Source organism: Streptomyces sp. NPDC051173 (genome assembly GCF_040689515.1).
Lineage (GTDB): Bacteria > Actinomycetota > Actinomycetes > Streptomycetales > Streptomycetaceae > Streptomyces.
Genome location: NZ_JBFBBD010000039.1, coordinates 20,943 through 35,598, shown reverse-complemented (window position 1 = coordinate 35,598; position 14,656 = coordinate 20,943). Strand labels below are relative to the sequence as shown.

Sequence of the window (14,656 nt, the reverse complement as noted above, 5' to 3'; positions counted from 1 at the left end):
GGGCACCTCTGGGGGCACCCCCGGACGGAGTCTGGGGGAGGTAGCTGGGGGAGTTTGAGGACGCTCCGCCAGACTTTGTCCGGGGGGACCCCCAAGGGCGCCTTCGCCGCAGGCGGCCCGCAGCCTGGCAGCGATCCGCCGGACAGGCCCTGGTCCCGCGGCCCACGGCTTCCCCTTCTCCCCTCACAGCCGGGAGAGGGAAGCCGTGGCCAGGAGGACGTCGTCGATCGCCTCGCTGTCGCCGGTGCGGCCTACGGCCACGTCCTCCGGAGGTATGTGGCCCGCGGCCAGCCGGCAGAACTCGATCCCGTCCAGTGCGACGTGGGCGACCGCCCCTTCGGGTGAACCGAGGGCGCCCGGGGAGTCCAGCGGGACGTACCAATGACCGCCGCCGCTGCCCTCGACCTCCAGGTGGAGCGTGCGGCCCGGGGCGCCCGTCGCCACCAGGGTGCGGGCCGGCGGGGCGAGCCCGGCGCGGCGGCGGCCGGCCAGGGCGGTGGGCAGCATCCGGGCCGCCAGGCCCACCATGTGCTTGAGGTGGCCGGGCGCGGGCGGGTCGTAGGGATAGTCGACGGCCTCGGCGATGTCCGAGGCGTGCACCCAGCACTCGAAGGCCCGGTCGACGAGGGAGTCGCGCAGGGGCAGGCTGAACGCGCCGTAGGACACCGGCAGCTCCGCCACCTCGTCGGCGGCGAAGGACGCGCCGCGGATCAGCGCCGTGCTCTGGTCGCGCCAGGCGCCGCGCGCCGTGCCGGGGCTGTGCCGGTCGGGAGCGCCGGCGGCCGCCTGCTGTGCCCAGAACGCCTCGGTGCGCTCCGTGGGCGAGCGGGTGGCTCCGGGACCCAGGGGGTCCGGGAGGCCGAGTGCGGCGGAGACGAGGCCGTCCACGGCCGTCAGGTGGCCGATCACGGCGGCCGCGGTGAGGTCGCGGGCCATGGGCCGCTCGCCGTCGAACCACCTCAGCCGCACCGGAGCCCGCCACTCCGCCTCGCCGATGTCACGCAGCAGGGCATCGAGCCGGGCCGTCTCCGCGTCGTACGGCGCGGCCCACTCCGGCACGGGGACGCGGGCCGGGCGGCGCCCCAGGCAGGAGGCGAGCACCCGGGAGCGCAGCCTCGGGTCGAGGTCGAGGCTGTCCTCGGGGTGCAGCAGGGCGACCGCGTCGCGCAGCCGCACGGCTTCGTCCGCGCAGGTGGCGCAGTCGGTCAGGTGCTCCTCGACGGCGGCCGTCTCCTCGCAGGAGCAGGCGGCCAGCGCCCAGGCGCCGAGCAGCGACTTCAGCACCTTGTGGGTCGTACGGGACGCGGCCGCGGCGTCGCTCATCGCGCTCCTCCGTGCGTGCGAGGCGCGGTTACGCGGGGCCCGTGGTGCGCGGTGGAGAGCAGTTGCAGCCCGAGCCGCAGCCGGCGGCGGGCCTCGTCCTCGGTGACGCCGAGCTGGGCGGCGGCCTGGCGGTAGTCGAGACGGCGTAAGTAGGCGAGGTCCAGGGCGGCGCGCAGCGGGGCGGGCATGGAAGTGACGATGTAGTCGGCGCGGGCGGCGGCGGAGGCGGCGCGGACCTTCTCCTCGATCTCCTCCGGGCTGCTCCTGCCGTCGCTCTGGGACTGCCGGAGCCGCTCGACGGCCTGCTGGTGGGTGAGGGAGGCGAGCCAGGAGCGCAGGGAGCCCTGCTTGGGGTCGTAGGCGCCGGGGTGCTCCCAGACGTAGCCGAAGACCTCGCGCGTGACCCGGTCGGCGCCGCTCTCGTCGCCGAGCACCCGGTGGGCCTGGGTGTGGACGAGCGTGGCGAAGCGGTCGTAGAGCTCGCCGAGCGCCGCCGCCTCACCGTGCGCGAGCCGCTGTTGCATCTTGCGGTCCCACCTGGGTGGTGCGTCGGTCGTCATGCCGCCCCTCCTTACGTACGCCCGGCCGTCCCGCGTGGCTCGTACTGATGATCGCTCGCGCTTGTGCGCGGCGTCACATGCTTTACGAATGTAGTCGGCGGGTGTGACATCGCAGACGCGTTTGCGGCAAAGGCGGCCTCGCGATGGCTGCGGATGGTATTGCCGCGGTCACGTTCCGCACCATTGTCCGATCGTTATAGATCGTGCGTGCGCGAATGTGCCGATGTGTTATGCGTGTGTGACCGGATCTATGAGAATTGAGGGTTCGAGCTGGGCATAGGCTCGATGAGGGCCGGTTGGCGCTGTGGCGTTTCGCGGGGGAGCGGTCGGGCAGCCGCAACCGAGGAAGGGTCCGTTCCGGGGAACGAGAAACCGAGCGAAGGGGCTTCGAGCGCGTGACGCTGAAGGTGAAGGACGCCGAGCAGGGGGACTGGGCAGTCCTCCTGGTCTCCGGTGAGATGGACCTGGTGACGTCGCCGGTGGTCCGGCAACGCGTGCACGACGCGGTCGCCGACGGCCGCCGCAGTCTGGTGCTCGACCTGGCCGAGGTGCGCTTCTGCGACTCCAGCGGCGTCGGTGTGCTGATCGCCGCGCGCCGTCTGATGCGCTCCTGTCAGGGCCGGCTGAGACTCATCCTGCCCGAGCAGGGCGGCGCGGACGGATCACACATCAACAGGGTCCTCGCGGCGCTCGGGGTGCGCCGTCTCTTCGACATCTACCCCGACCTCGCGGCGGCGACGCACGAAGAGCCGCTTTCCGCATAGCGGTTGTCCGGCTGCCCGGAGCCGGGCGCCCGGTGTCACCGGCCCTACCCTTCCAGGGGGAGTTCCGCCCGTACGACGAATCCCCCGTCCTCCGTCCGGTGCGCCAGGAGCGTTCCGCCGAGGCTCTGCGCGCGCTCGCGCAGGCCCACCAGCCCGTGGCCGCCGCCCGGCAGGTCCGGCGCGGGCGCGGCCGCGTCCGGCGGGCCGTTGCGGACCTCGACCAGCAGCCGGGGCGCAGCCGTCCCCGTGCCGGTCTCGGCCACGCGCACGCGTACGCGCGCGCCGGGCGCGTGCTTACGGGCGTTGGTCAGCGCCTCCTGGACCGTGCGGAAGGCCGCGCGTTCCACGGCCTCCGAGCGCTCCGCCGCCGGGTCGCACCCGCTGTCGTACGTGACGTCCAGCGCGCTCAGTTCGATCAGCCGCGGCAGATCGGCGAGGCTCGGCTGCGGGGTGAGCTCCTCGGTGTCCGCGCCCGCGGCGCGCAGGATGCCGACCATGTGGCGGAGCTCCTCCAGGGTGCGCACGGACAGTTCGCGGATCTTCGTGGCGCCGTCGCGCGCCTGCGCGTCCCGCGTGCTGATCTGCACGGCGCCCGCCTGGAGGCTGATCAGACTGACCTGGTGGGCGACGACGTCGTGCATCTCCCGCGCCAGCCGGGCCCGTTCGGTGGCCAGCACCTGGTCGGCGAGGAGCCGGTCCTCGCGGGCGCGGCTGCGGGTCAGTTCGTCCAGCCGGGCGGCGAGTTCGCGGCGGGTGCGGGTGAGCAGGCCGAGCGCGATGGGGGTCGCGGCGGTGACCAGCGCGTCGACGAGCAGCAGAGCGGCCTGGCGGCGGTCGGAGAAGGAGAGCTCGGAGACTGGGAACGGCAGGAAGTGCGCGACGGCCAGCAACAGCCCGGTGACGGCGAGCAGCCGGCGGTCGGTGCGGCGGACGGCCACGGTGTAGAGGGCGATCATCGGGGCGAACCAGATGTAGCCGATGTAGATGCCCGGCAGCGTGGCCAGGAAGACGGTGACGGGGAACCGCCGCCGCCACAGCAGTGCCACCGCGGCGAGCAGCGAGACGCCCATGCCCCGGCCGAGCCCGGCGCCGTTGACGAGCAGCGCGTCCACCGTCGCCAGCAGCACGGGCACGAGGACGGGCGCGGCCCTTCGCACCGCGGCGGGCATCCGGTGCCCCGCTCTCCCGGTCACCGCGCGCCCCGCCCCGCCGCGGCCGCGTCACCGGCGCGGACCGCGGCGTGCCTCATCGCCGGCTCCCCGGCGCCGGGCGCGGACCGCCGCCGGGCGTGGGGTGCGGGGTCGCCACCAGGCCCGCGCGGTCGGCGACGATCGCGGCCTGGACGCGGTTGAGGCCGCCCAGCTTGCCGAGGACGGCCCGCACGTGGTCCTTGACCGTGCTGGGGGCCAGGCCCATGCGTTCGGCGATCTGAGGGTTGGCCAGGCCCGCTCCGAGGTGGGTGAGGACCTCGCGCTCGCGCGGGGTCAGCGTGGCCACCGCACGCGCGGCCGTCGACTCGGCCTCCGCGGCGAGGTAGCCGCCGATGACCGCGCGCGTCACGCCCGGGTCGAGGACGCTGCCACCGGCCGCGAGGGTGCGTACGGACTGGACGAGCTGCTCCGGGTCGGTGTCCTTCAGCAGGAAGCCGGTGGCCCCGCCGCGCAGCGCCGCGGCGAGGTACTCGTTGGCGTCGAAGGTGGTGAGCATGGCCACGGCGGGCGGCCGCGGGAGGTCGCGCAGGGCGCGCAGCACGGTCAGGCCGTCGACGTCCGGCATCCGGATGTCGAGCAGGACGACGTCCGGGGCGCAGCCGAGCACGGTGTCCACGGCCTCGCCCCCGCCGCAGTCCGCGACGACCTCGATGTCCGGGGCCGTGCCCAGGATCATCCGCAGCCCGGACCGGACGAGCTGCTCGTCGTCCACCACCGCAACACGGATCACCGACCGCTACCTCTTTCTGTCAGCTTCCTGTCAGCTCTGTTCGGCCGGATCGCCCGGGGGCTTCCGGCGGGCCGGCCGGTCTCCAGCCTGCCGCACCGCCCGACGAGGACGGCCAGAAACGGAGCGTAAGGCTCCAGTCGTCGGTTTGTCCGCTCCGTGCGGCACCCCCGCCGACCGGAGGGGGTCCGCCGGGACCCGAGGCGGATACCGTCCGGGCACACCACCCGGCAGAGTGACGTCCATGCTGCACCATGCCGGGGGCCGTGCCCGCGCGCCCGGCCGCCCGCGGCGCGCCCGCGCGCCAGGGCCCGGCAGCACGCGGTCACGGACCGCCGCGTCCCCCACAAGCGGCGGCCTGTGCACCGCGTGCCGCTGCCACCGGTGGCCCGCTACAGCGCGCCGCTCCGGAAGGGCGGTTCCTTGGGCGCGGGGCCCAGCGTCGTCGTCCCCGGCGCCGCGCGGTGCCCCAGCCCCGTGCGGTACGCGTCCAGCGCCGCCTCCGTACGGCCCGTACGCCGCAGCAGATCACCCAGCAGACGGCACAGGTCGGCGAGGTCGCCAGCGGCTCCCGTGCGCTCCAGGAGGGACAGGGCGGAGCAGTAGTGCTCCTCCGCCGTCTCGTGCTCCCCGCGCTCCTCCGCGATGAGGCCCAGCAGCCGGTGCGCGCCGCCCGCGTGGACGGCGCCCCGCTCGGCACCGAGCGCAGAGGGCGACAGGAGGGGCCGCAGCAGCCGCTCCGCCTCGTCCGTCCGGCCACGCCGCCGCAGCACGTCCGCCAGCTCCACCTCGACCTGCACGGTGAACAGCGCGGCCCGCTTGGACGCCAGCATGTCCCGGGCCGTGCGCAGCTCGCTCTCGGCACCCTTCAGGTCGCCGTCCTGCGCGCGGACGTAACCGCGCATCCAGTGGCAGTGGGCGAGTTCCGTACGGATGTGCAGCTGGAGGTAGAGCTCCTGCGCCTTGGCCAGGGACGCGTCGGCCTCGGTGATGCGCCCCTCGGCGATCAGCGTACGGGCCACCCCGCGGTGCATCCCCGCGACGAGCGCCGGGTCCTCCACCTTGGGCGCGAGGGCCAGCGCGAGCTCGGCGGCGTGCGCGGCCCGGGCGTGCGCCCCCATGTCCATATAGGGCGCGATGGACGCCGTGTAGAGGAGCAGCAGCGCGTCCGGGTCGTGCAGCCCCGAGGCGTTCAGTTCGTCGACTGCGGACTCCAGCAGATAGCAGGCGTAGCGCAGTTCACCGGCGAGCAGGTGCGCGGTGGCGCGCCCCCGGAGGGCGGGGACGCGGCGCGGCAACGGCTCGTCCGCGAGGAGCCGCTCGGCGGACGTGAAGTGGTCGCGCGCCTCGACGAGGTCGCCCGTCTCCAGGGCGCAGTCCCCGAGGCCGAGCAGCGCGGCGCTCTGCTCGGGGCCGAGCGCCAGCCCGGCCGCCTCCTCGCGCAGCGCGCCGAACAGCTCCGCGGCGTCCCGCGCGGCGCCCGTGGCCAGCGTCCGCCGGGCGTCCGTGAGCCGCATCCGCAGCGCGGTCGCCAGGTGCGGCGGCCGGCCGGTGGCGAGCTCCTCGACCGTGGTGCCGAGCCGCTCGGCGAGGTGGCGCAGCGCGTTCTCCGACGGGCGCACCCGCCCGGCCTCCAGGGTGGAGACGTACGCGGCGGTATAGGCGGGCTCCGCCAGCTGGCGCTGGGTGAGGCCCCGCTCCGTGCGCAGCCGCAGCACGCGCCGCCCGATGTCCGAGGGCTCGTCCGCCCGCATGCCCTGGGTGCTGTTCTCGGCCACTGGTGCCCCTCGATAAGTTACGCCGTGTGATGCACGCGGTGAGTCAAACCCTTCCGGGCCCGCTCACGGCTGTCCGATGTCCTACTGATGCCTGTCCGATGTCCGGCCGACATCCGGCGGGCCCGTTCACATGAGGGTGGAAAGCATGCCGGAGACCGTCCGAGGGTCGGCTGTCACGACGGGAACAGCCGGCACGGCCACTTTCCGGCAGCCCGGACTCGTCCTCACCGACCACCACTTCGACGTGCCCCTCGACCACGCCGACCCCGGTGGCGAGACGATCCGCCTCTACGCCCGCGAGGTCGTCGCCACCCGGCACGAGCACGACGACCTGCCCTGGCTGGTCTACCTCCAGGGCGGGCCGGGCTGCGCGGCGGGCCGCCCGGTCGGCAGGGAGAACTGGCTCGACCGCGCGCTGGAGGACTACCGCGTCCTGCTGCTCGACCAGCGCGGAACCGGACGCTCCACACCCGCCGACCGCCAGACGCTGCCGCTGCGCGGCACCCCCGCCGAACAGGCCGACTATCTGGCCCACTTCCGGGCCGACTCCATCGTCCGCGACTGCGAGCTCATCCGCCCCCGGCTGACCGGCGGGCGCCCCTGGACCGTGCTCGGCCAGAGCTTCGGCGGATTCTGCGCGGTCACCTACCTCTCCTACGCCCCGGAGGGGCTCGCCGAGGTGATCATCACTGGTGGCCTGCCCTCGCTCGACGCCGACCCGGACGCCGTCTACCGCGCCGCCTATCCGCGCATGGAGCGCAAGAACCTCGCGCACTACGCGCGTTACCCCGGCGACGAGGCGGCCGCCCGGCGCGTAGCGGCCCACCTCGCCGAGCGCGAGGAGGTGCTGCCCGACGGCACCCTCCTGACCGTCGAGGCGTTCCAGCAGCTCGGCATCCTGCTCGGCACCGGCGACGGCTCCCACCGGCTGCACTACCTCCTGGAGGACGCCTTCGTGGACACGGTCGCCGGGCCGCGCCTGTCCGACGCGTTCGCCGAAGCGGTCGCCGCGGTGCTCTCCCGCGCGCACTGCCCGCTCTACGCGATCCTCCATGAGGCCATTTATGCCCAGGACGGGCGCGCGACGCACTGGTCCGCCGAGCGCGTACGCACCGAATTCCCGCAGTTCGACCAGCACTTCGAGCCCGGTGCGCGCTTCCTCTTCACCGGCGAGACCGTCCACCCCTGGATGCTGCGCACCCACCCCGCGCTGCGCCCCCTGCGGCACACCGCGGAACTCCTCGCCGAACGCAAGGGCTGGACGCCCCTCTACGACCCCGAGCGCCTCGCCCGCAACACCGTCCCCGTGGCCGCCGCGATCTACCACGACGACCTCTACGTCGACACCGGACACTCCCTGCGCACCGCCCGCGCCATCGGCGGCCTGCGCACCTGGGTCACCGACGAATTCGAGCACGACGGCGTGCGGGCGAGCGGTCGCGTGGTGCTGGACCGGCTGCTGACGCTCGTGCGGGACGACGGGTGACCGAGCCGCTGCAGGCTGATACGGACCGGCGGGTGGCCGTACCGGAGTGATAACTCCCCGTGACCCGGCGGAAGTTCCCGCGTCGTTTCGAGCCATCACTTGCGTCACAGCCATTGCCCCGGCCCTCCCGGACCCCTACGTTGAGCGGCGCCTCAACTCGACTTAACCCGCCACTTACGCGTGGCGGGAACTCGGGAGGAACCCCCCATGCGCAGACGAATATCCCTCGCGGTCGGCGCGGCCGCCCTGACGGCCGCCCTGGCCGCCACGGCCGCGCCGGCGGCCTCCGCCGCCACACCGCAGCCCGGACGCTCCCAGCACGTCGAATACTTCACCGGCCCCGACAGCCACCCCCGCCACACCACGGTCCCCGCGTCCCCCACCCCGCCCCGCTCCCTGCGGCCGTCGGTCCGCGGCGACGGCGACGTCACCTCGGTCGTCCGGAACGGCCCGGTCGGCAGCAAGCTCGACGTCGTCTTCATCGGTGACGGCTACACCGCGGCCCAGCAGGGCGACTTCCACACCGCCGTGCGCGCCAAGTGGGCGAAGATGTCGGCCGTCGAGCCGTACGCCTCGTACAAGAACCTCTTCAACGTATGGGCCGTGGACGCCGTCTCCCACGACTCCGGCGTCTCCGGCGACCCGGGCAAGGACGTCGTCAAGGACACCGCGCTGCGTTCCGCCTTCTTCTGCGACGGCATCGAGCGGCTGCTGTGCGTCGACACCGGCAGGGTCGAGTCGTACGCCGCCAAGGCGCCCGCCGCCGACCTCGTCGTGGTCCTGTCCCACTCCACCAAATACGGTGGCGCGGGCTACAACGACGTCGTCTCCAAGGTGGGTTACGACGGGATCGCCACGGCCTCCTCGGACAACGCCAAGTCCGACCAGATCGCCGTCCACGAGAGCGGCCACTCCCTGGGGAAGCTCGCGGACGAGTACCAGTACGACGACTACGGCACCTACACCGGCGCCGAACCGGACCAGGCGAACATCACGAAGCTGAGCGCCGACGAGATGACCGCGCAGCGGCAGAAGTGGTACCGCTGGATCGGCCGGACCTCACCGGACGGCGGCACGGTCGGCGCGTACGAAGGCGGCGGCTACTACCCCAAGGGCCTCTTCCGCCCCACCGAGAACTCGATCATGCGGACCCTGGGGCACGAGTTCAACCTGCCCGGCCGCGAGGCCATGATCGCCGGGTTCTACCGGCACGCGAGCGCGCTGACGAGCGACCGCCGCACGGACGCCGCCGTCGGCCGGGGCGAACGCCTCACGCTGCGGCTGTCCGCGCGCAGCGTGACGGTCCGGTGGTACGTCGACGGGCGCGAGGTCACCGGCGCGCGCGGGCGGCTGTCGGTGACGCCCCGGTCGCTCGGCGTCCCCGACGACCACCGGGCGCACACGGTGTCGGCGCGGGCGGCGGACGGCACGGACGCGGTGCGCGACCCCCTGCTCCGGGAGCGGATGCGGGGCTCGCTGACCTGGGAGACCGCGCGCTGATCCGGTGCCCGGCCCGGCGTGGCGCCATAGGACAGGATCCGACCTATATCGCTCCTACGCTCACCCCATGAGCAGCTTCCGCCCCCGTATCACCGATGAACAGCGCCGCGCCCGCCTCGGCCGCCGGCACCTCCTCGCACCCGCGCACCGCGCCGCGTCCGTCGAGGAGGTGGCGGACGCCCTCGTGGGGCTGCACGCGACCGACGCCGCGACCGTGTATCTCTCCGCGTGCGCGCGGCTGTCGGAGCCGTCGGCGGCGGAGGTGGAGCGCGCGCTGTACGAGGACGTCACGCTGTGGAAGCTGCTGTCCATGCGCCACACGATCTTCGCCGTGAGCGCCGGGCTCGCCCCGTACGTCGAAGCCTCCACCGCGCGGGCCATCGCGGTGCGGGAACGGGCGGCGTTCATGAAGTTCCTCCAGAAGGGCGCCGGGAGCAGCTGGGACGAACAGCGGCTCGCCCGGACGGAGGAGGAGGTGCTCGCCGCCCTCGCCGCCCGCGGGGAGGCGACCACGGCCCAGCTCGCCGAGGACGTGCCCGCCCTGCGGGAAGCGATCCTGGTCTCGGCGGACAAGCCGTACGCGTCCCGGCAGAGCGTCGGCAGCCGGATGTTGAGGCTGCTGGCCTCGGACGGACACGTACGCCGCGCCCGTCCGAGAGGATCGTGGACCAGCAGCATGTATGCATGGGCGCCTGTGCATCGACTGCCGGAACTCCCTGTGCGCGAGTCCAAGGCGGAAGTGGCCCGGCGGTGGCTGGCGTCCTTCGGCCCGGCGACGGAAGCGGATCTGAAGTGGTGGACGGGCTGGACGCTCGGCGACACGCGCCGGGCGCTGGCCGATGTGGGCGTCCAGGACGTGGAGTTGGCGCACGGCGCCGGTCTCGCCCTGCCGGACGATCTGGAGGACGTCGAAGCGGCGGAGCCATGGGCGGCGTTCCTCCCGGGCCTCGACCCCACCGCCATGGGCTGGCGAGGCCGGGACTGGTATCTGGACCCGGACCACGTGCCCGCCCTCTTCGACCGCGCGGGCAACATCGGCCCCACCGTGTGGTGGAACGGCCGCGTCGTCGGCGGCTGGGCGCAGCGCCCGGACGGCGAGGTCGTCTGGCGGCCGCTGTCGGACGCGGGCGCCGGTGCGGCCTCCGCGATCGCCGCGGAGGCCGCCCGGTTGTCGGCGTGGCTGGGTGAGGTGCGGGTCACGCCGCGCTTCCGCACGCCGCTGGAGAGGGAGCTCTCGCGTTAGCAGGTGTCCGGGGCCGGCCCCTGTGGCCGGGTGCGGGCCGTGTCGTCCGCATCACCGCTGTGCGGCGGTGTCCTCGAACGGCGGGCGGGCTGGTTGTGGCTGATGCGGGTGCGCGATTCGGCCCGCCGGGCGCCCCTCGGTCGGATCACGCGGGCTCTGGGCGCTCCACGTTCGGGGACGGCATCTCGCCGTACGGCGCGGTGATGAACTCGATCGCGCACGTGCCGCCCGGGTCCTTGATGTAGACCCCGCGCCCGCCGTACTCGTGGTTGATCTGCCCCTCCCGCTTCATCGCCGGATCCGCCCAGTAGGACAGGCCCTTCTTCCCGATGCGGCCGAAGATGGCGTCGAACTCCGCGTCCGTCACGAGGAACGCGAGGTGACTGAAGTTGATCGCGTCCTGTGCCACGTGGTCGTCCGCGAAGTCGATGCCGACGCCGTTGGAGCTGGTGATCTGGGTGAAGGGGCCCCAGTCGAGGGGTGCTTCGCCGTCCATCAGCTCGGCGATGAACGCCGCCGTCTCCCGGCGGTTCCTGACGTGGACGATGATGTGGTTCAACTCGTTGGCCATGACGGATCCTTCCTTCATGAGGTGACCCCGCGCGCCCTGCCGGGCACGGCGAGCGCGCCGAGGGCGGCGCACGCCGTGAACACGGCGGCGATCAGCAGGGCCCTGCCGTATCCAGCGGTCAGTGCCTGCTGGACGTCTTGGGGGTGGGCGGCCAGGCGGCCGGTGGTGATGTGCGAGGCGATGGTCGCCAGGAGGGCGAGCCCGACCGCGCCGCCAACCTGGCGCGAGGTGTTGACGAGGCCCGAGGCGAGCCCTGCCTCGGCGCGGTCGGTGCCGCTGGTCGCGGCGACGGTGGCGGGCATCGTCGCGAGTCCCGTACCGAAGGTGGCGAGAACGAACGGTGCTGCCACATCAGTTGCATAATTCCCGTCGGCCCGGATCCAGGAGAGCCAGACGAAGCCGACCGTGCTCAGCGCCATGCCGACGACGAGCAGCGGGCGCGCCCCCGTGCGGGCGATGATCCGGGTGGCGAGCTGCGCGCCGACGATGATGGCGAGTGAGCCGGGCAGGAAGCACAGGCCCGCCTCGACCGCGCTGTAGTGGAGGATCTGCTGGAAGTAGAGCGACAGCAGGAACCACATCGCGAAGGAGGCCGCGCCCATCCCGAGCACGACGAGGTTGGCGGTGGCCAGGCCGCGGCGGTGCAGGACGGCGAGCGGTACGAGCGGATGCGCGACCTTCGACTCGACGGCGAGGAAGGCCAGGAGCAGCAGCACCCCGGCGGCGAGCGGCGCCCACACGGTGGGGGAGTCCCAGCGGTGCGTCTCGGTGGAGATGATCCCGTAGACGAGCGCGGTCAGACCGGCGGTGACGGACACGGCGCCGGGAAGGTCGAGGCGGCGCAGCCCGCCCCGCCCGGAGGCGGTGGCCGGGACGTACACCAGGGCCGCGGCCAGCAGGGCGACGCCTATGGGCACATTGACGAACAGTACCCAGCGCCAGCCCGCGTACTCCGTCAGCACCCCGCCGATGACCGCGCCCGCCGCGCCGCCCGCGGCCATGACGGCGCTCCAGGCGCCCATCGCGCGGGTCCGGGCCGCGGGCTCGGTGAACGTCGTCATGATCAGGGTGAGGGTGGCCGGGGCGAGCACCGCGCCGCCGATGCCCTGCACGGCGCGGGCGGTGATCAACAGCGCGCCGTCGGTGGCGAGTCCGCCCGCGAGTGAGGCGGCGGTGAAGGCCGCGAGGCCGGTCAGGAAGGCGCGCTTGGTGCCCACGAGGTCGGCCGCCCGGCCGCCGAGCAGCAGGAGCCCCGCGAAGCCGAGGGTGTAGGCGTTGACGATCCACTGCTGACCGGCGCCGCTGAGGTGGAGTTCGGCCCGTATGGAAGGCAGGGCCACGTTCACGATCGACACGTCGAGGATGACCATGAACTGGGCCGCGCAGGCGATGAAGAGGACCGCCGCGGTGGACCGGGGTCTCCGGTCGGGCTCGGGACCGGCGTGCGCCGCGGCCGGGTGGAGCGCGTCCCGTGGGGCCGGGGTCCGGGTCGTCGGTGCTGAGGGGTCGGGCATGGCGGAGACATCCTCACGAGCGCTGGACACCTCTCTGAATTAGAGGCTGTCTAAAAATGTAGCACCTCTATTTCTGCTTCCCCAGGGACGTATCCTGGGCCCATGACCACGCCCGCCGCCGCCTCCGCGCCCTGTGCCGCGCCGCCCGCCTGCGCGCCCGTGACCGGGCTGCGCGGCCGCAAGCGCGAGCGCACCCGCCGCGCGATCTCCGACGCGGCCTTCCGGCTCTTCGCCGAGGAGGGGTTCGACGCCGTCACCCTCACCCGGATCGCGGCCGAGGCGGACGTGGCGCCGGCCACCGTCTTCACGCACTTCGCCTCGAAGGAGGACATTTTCTTCGGCCGCCGTGAGGAGTTCGACGCGCAGCTGTGGGAAGCGGTGCGCTCCGGCCCGGCCGGCGCCGAGCTCCTCCACGCCCTGCGTGTCTCGTTCACGGACGCCTGTGAACTGATCCTGGGCGACGAGGAGGCAGTCGCCCAGGGGCGCGTCTTCTCCCGCGTCCTGCTGGGCAGTTCGACCCTCGGCCGCAGCTACATGCACTTCATGCAGCGCCGCCAGGAGCGCCTCCTGGATCTGCTCGTCGAACGCGCGGGCCCACGCCTGCGCGCCGTGCCGGGGCTCCGCGCGGAACTGGAGATCTTCGCCGCCCTCGCCGTCGCCGTCCGGCAGTTGGTGTTCGACGTACTGCACGCGAAACTCGCGGAGGGCGAGCCGCCCGCCCGCATCCGTGCGGCGGTGAGCGACACGCTCGACCGCGCCGCCGCCCGGCTGGCACGGGCGTACGAGGACTCGGACGTGCTGGACGCGGGGTAGGACCTTCGCCTTCACTCCCGGGCGAAGAGATAAGGGGCCGGACATCCGCTGCATGCGTCAGGGGAAGGTGCAGACGGATGCTTCGCGCAAGCGGGACCGCAGTGTCGACCGGAGGCGCCGCGGCGTCGACCGGAGACGCAGAACCGCCCCGGACGAAATCATCGTCCGGGGCGGTGGTTGTGCACTCGGCAGGATTCGAACCTGCAACCTCTTGATCCGTAGTCAAGTGCTCTATCCGTTGAGCTACGAGTGCTCGTCGCTCCGGTGGCCCTCGCGGGGCTGCCGGGTCGGCGTTGCGGGAGCAATATTACCCGAACATTTCCGTGATCCTTCCCGCTGGTGATGCGGGGTGCGGAGGCGCTGCCGGAACGCGGTTCGCGAGCTCCGGTTCATCGGGGTCACTCCGGTGTGAACTCGTATTGCAGCTCGTACAGGTGTCCGGCCTTGACCATCACGGTGGCCTCGACCGGTCGGTCGTCGGCGCTGTAGGCGACCCGGAGGGTCCGGAGGACCGGAAGGCTGGTGGGCAGCCGGAGCGCGCTGTACTGCTCCTGGGTGGGCACCCGTGCGGAGACCCTGTCCACGCTGAGCCGGAGGGGGAACCCCAGATCGGCGAGAAGGGTCGGTGTCCCACCCTTGATCTTGCGCCGTTCCGTCATGGGTGTGCCGCGGGCGATGTCCAGCGGGTAGTAGCACTTCACAAGTTCCACCGGCTCGTCATCGATCAGCAGCACCTGGGAGCGGACCAGCGCCGTGCCTGCCTCGGGGAGCCTCAAAGCCGCGGAGACGTCTGCGGGCGGCGTGGTTTCGGAGACGCCGAGCAGCCTGCTCCGGGCTTGACCGCCGTGGCGCGCTGCCTCGGTCAGCCAGCGGTACGGTTCGCCTGCGGCTGACGGAGCCATGTAAGCGGCCGGTCGCATGGTCCGCTGCCGCCGCTCGCGGACGGTGACGGCAGCGCCTGCTCGTCCGATGACCAGGCGCTCGTCCTTGAGCAGCTGCAACGCTTTCTGCACTGTCGCGCTGGAGGCGTCGAACCTTGCCTTGAGCTGCACGGTGGACGGCAAGTTGGCCCCTGGGGCCAGATCGCCGCTCATGATTTCGTCACGCAGATCGGCGGCGATCCGCTCGTGCAGGCAGCGGCGGTCGGGGATGTCGGATTCGGTCAT

At 73.1% G+C, this 14,656-nt stretch carries 13 protein-coding genes and 1 tRNA gene; 5 read left to right on the top strand and 9 right to left on the bottom strand.

Annotated elements, in window-relative coordinates; all coding sequences use genetic code 11:
* Positions 1-183 precede the first annotated feature (183 nt).
* Positions 184-1,323, bottom strand: coding sequence for a maleylpyruvate isomerase N-terminal domain-containing protein (locus tag AB0435_RS20740; protein WP_366427633.1), 1,140 nt, complete (start codon positions 1,321-1,323; stop codon positions 184-186).
* Complete coding sequence (locus AB0435_RS20735) at positions 1,320-1,883, bottom strand: sigma-70 family RNA polymerase sigma factor (protein ID WP_366006024.1); 564 nt, start codon at positions 1,881-1,883, stop codon at positions 1,320-1,322. The genes AB0435_RS20740 and AB0435_RS20735 overlap by 4 nt, the downstream gene beginning before the upstream one ends.
* A 395-nt stretch (positions 1,884-2,278) precedes the next feature.
* Here AB0435_RS20735 and AB0435_RS20730 point away from each other — a divergent pair, with 395 nt between their 5' ends.
* A complete protein-coding gene (locus AB0435_RS20730; RefSeq protein ID WP_366006025.1) occupies positions 2,279-2,647 on the top strand; it encodes an STAS domain-containing protein in 369 nt (122 codons plus the stop codon).
* 44 nt (positions 2,648-2,691) lie between these two features.
* Here the strand turns inward: AB0435_RS20730 and AB0435_RS20725 are convergent, their stop codons facing one another.
* The 3 genes from AB0435_RS20725 to AB0435_RS20715 all read right to left on the bottom strand — a co-directional run bounded on the left by AB0435_RS20725 (position 2,692) and on the right by AB0435_RS20715 (position 6,339).
* Complete coding sequence (locus AB0435_RS20725; protein WP_366006051.1) at positions 2,692-3,816, bottom strand: histidine kinase; 1,125 nt, start codon at positions 3,814-3,816, stop codon at positions 2,692-2,694.
* 76 nt (positions 3,817-3,892) lie between these two features.
* Entirely contained in the window at positions 3,893-4,588 is a 696-nt protein-coding gene (locus tag AB0435_RS20720) for a response regulator transcription factor (RefSeq protein ID WP_366006026.1), read from the bottom strand.
* Between the two features lie 389 nt (positions 4,589-4,977).
* Positions 4,978-6,339 (bottom strand): helix-turn-helix domain-containing protein, encoded by a 1,362-nt coding sequence (locus AB0435_RS20715; protein ID WP_366427640.1) that lies wholly within the window; start codon positions 6,337-6,339, stop codon positions 4,978-4,980.
* Positions 6,340-6,508: 169 nt separating this feature from the next.
* Between AB0435_RS20715 and AB0435_RS20710 the strand changes: the two genes are divergently transcribed.
* From AB0435_RS20710 to AB0435_RS20700, 3 genes are all read left to right on the top strand, one after another.
* Positions 6,509-7,849 carry an alpha/beta fold hydrolase gene (locus AB0435_RS20710; protein WP_366006027.1) on the top strand — a complete coding sequence of 447 codons (1,341 nt, stop codon included), beginning with the start codon at positions 6,509-6,511 and terminating at the stop codon, positions 7,847-7,849.
* Between the two features lie 207 nt (positions 7,850-8,056).
* Positions 8,057-9,349 (top strand): M64 family metallopeptidase, encoded by a 1,293-nt coding sequence (locus tag AB0435_RS20705; protein WP_366006028.1) that lies wholly within the window; start codon positions 8,057-8,059, stop codon positions 9,347-9,349.
* A gap of 67 nt (positions 9,350-9,416) precedes the next feature.
* Positions 9,417-10,592 carry a winged helix DNA-binding domain-containing protein gene (locus tag AB0435_RS20700; RefSeq protein ID WP_366427632.1) on the top strand — a complete coding sequence of 392 codons (1,176 nt, stop codon included), beginning with the start codon at positions 9,417-9,419 and terminating at the stop codon, positions 10,590-10,592.
* A gap of 145 nt (positions 10,593-10,737) precedes the next feature.
* Here AB0435_RS20700 and AB0435_RS20695 read toward each other — a convergent pair whose 3' ends face one another.
* Positions 10,738-11,163, bottom strand: coding sequence for a VOC family protein (locus AB0435_RS20695; protein WP_366006030.1), 426 nt, complete (start codon positions 11,161-11,163; stop codon positions 10,738-10,740).
* Between the two features lie 14 nt (positions 11,164-11,177).
* A complete protein-coding gene (locus AB0435_RS20690; RefSeq protein WP_366427631.1) occupies positions 11,178-12,677 on the bottom strand; it encodes an MFS transporter in 1,500 nt (499 codons plus the stop codon).
* A gap of 102 nt (positions 12,678-12,779) precedes the next feature.
* Between AB0435_RS20690 and AB0435_RS20685 the strand changes: the two genes are divergently transcribed.
* Positions 12,780-13,490 carry a helix-turn-helix domain-containing protein gene (locus tag AB0435_RS20685; RefSeq protein WP_366427630.1) on the top strand — a complete coding sequence of 237 codons (711 nt, stop codon included), beginning with the start codon at positions 12,780-12,782 and terminating at the stop codon, positions 13,488-13,490.
* A 180-nt stretch (positions 13,491-13,670) separates the two neighbouring features.
* Here the strand turns inward: AB0435_RS20685 and AB0435_RS20680 are convergent.
* A tRNA-Arg gene (locus AB0435_RS20680) sits at positions 13,671-13,743 on the bottom strand.
* Positions 13,744-13,888: 145 nt separating this feature from the next.
* Positions 13,889-14,656 (bottom strand): GntR family transcriptional regulator, encoded by a 768-nt coding sequence (locus AB0435_RS20675; RefSeq protein WP_366427629.1) that lies wholly within the window; start codon positions 14,654-14,656, stop codon positions 13,889-13,891.

Bases quoted from the DNA above. Each gene is read 5' to 3' on its own strand.
- AB0435_RS20740 (WP_366427633.1), bottom strand. From the start codon at position 1,323: ATGAGCGACGCCGCGGCCGCGTCCCGTACGACCCACAAGGTGCTGAAG.
- AB0435_RS20735 (WP_366006024.1), bottom strand. From the start codon at position 1,883: ATGACGACCGACGCACCACCCAGGTGGGACCGCAAGATGCAACAGCGG.
- AB0435_RS20725 (WP_366006051.1), bottom strand. From the start codon at position 3,816: ATGCCCGCCGCGGTGCGAAGGGCCGCGCCCGTCCTCGTGCCCGTGCTG.
- AB0435_RS20715 (WP_366427640.1), bottom strand. From the start codon at position 6,339: ATGCGGGCGGACGAGCCCTCGGACATCGGGCGGCGCGTGCTGCGGCTG.
- AB0435_RS20710 (WP_366006027.1), top strand. From the start codon at position 6,509: ATGCCGGAGACCGTCCGAGGGTCGGCTGTCACGACGGGAACAGCCGGC.
- AB0435_RS20705 (WP_366006028.1), top strand. From the start codon at position 8,057: ATGCGCAGACGAATATCCCTCGCGGTCGGCGCGGCCGCCCTGACGGCC.
- AB0435_RS20700 (WP_366427632.1), top strand. From the start codon at position 9,417: ATGAGCAGCTTCCGCCCCCGTATCACCGATGAACAGCGCCGCGCCCGC.
- AB0435_RS20695 (WP_366006030.1), bottom strand. From the start codon at position 11,163: ATGGCCAACGAGTTGAACCACATCATCGTCCACGTCAGGAACCGCCGG.
- AB0435_RS20690 (WP_366427631.1), bottom strand. From the start codon at position 12,677: ATGCCCGACCCCTCAGCACCGACGACCCGGACCCCGGCCCCACGGGAC.
- AB0435_RS20685 (WP_366427630.1), top strand. From the start codon at position 12,780: ATGACCACGCCCGCCGCCGCCTCCGCGCCCTGTGCCGCGCCGCCCGCC.
- AB0435_RS20675 (WP_366427629.1), bottom strand. From the start codon at position 14,656: ATGACCGAATCCGACATCCCCGACCGCCGCTGCCTGCACGAGCGGATC.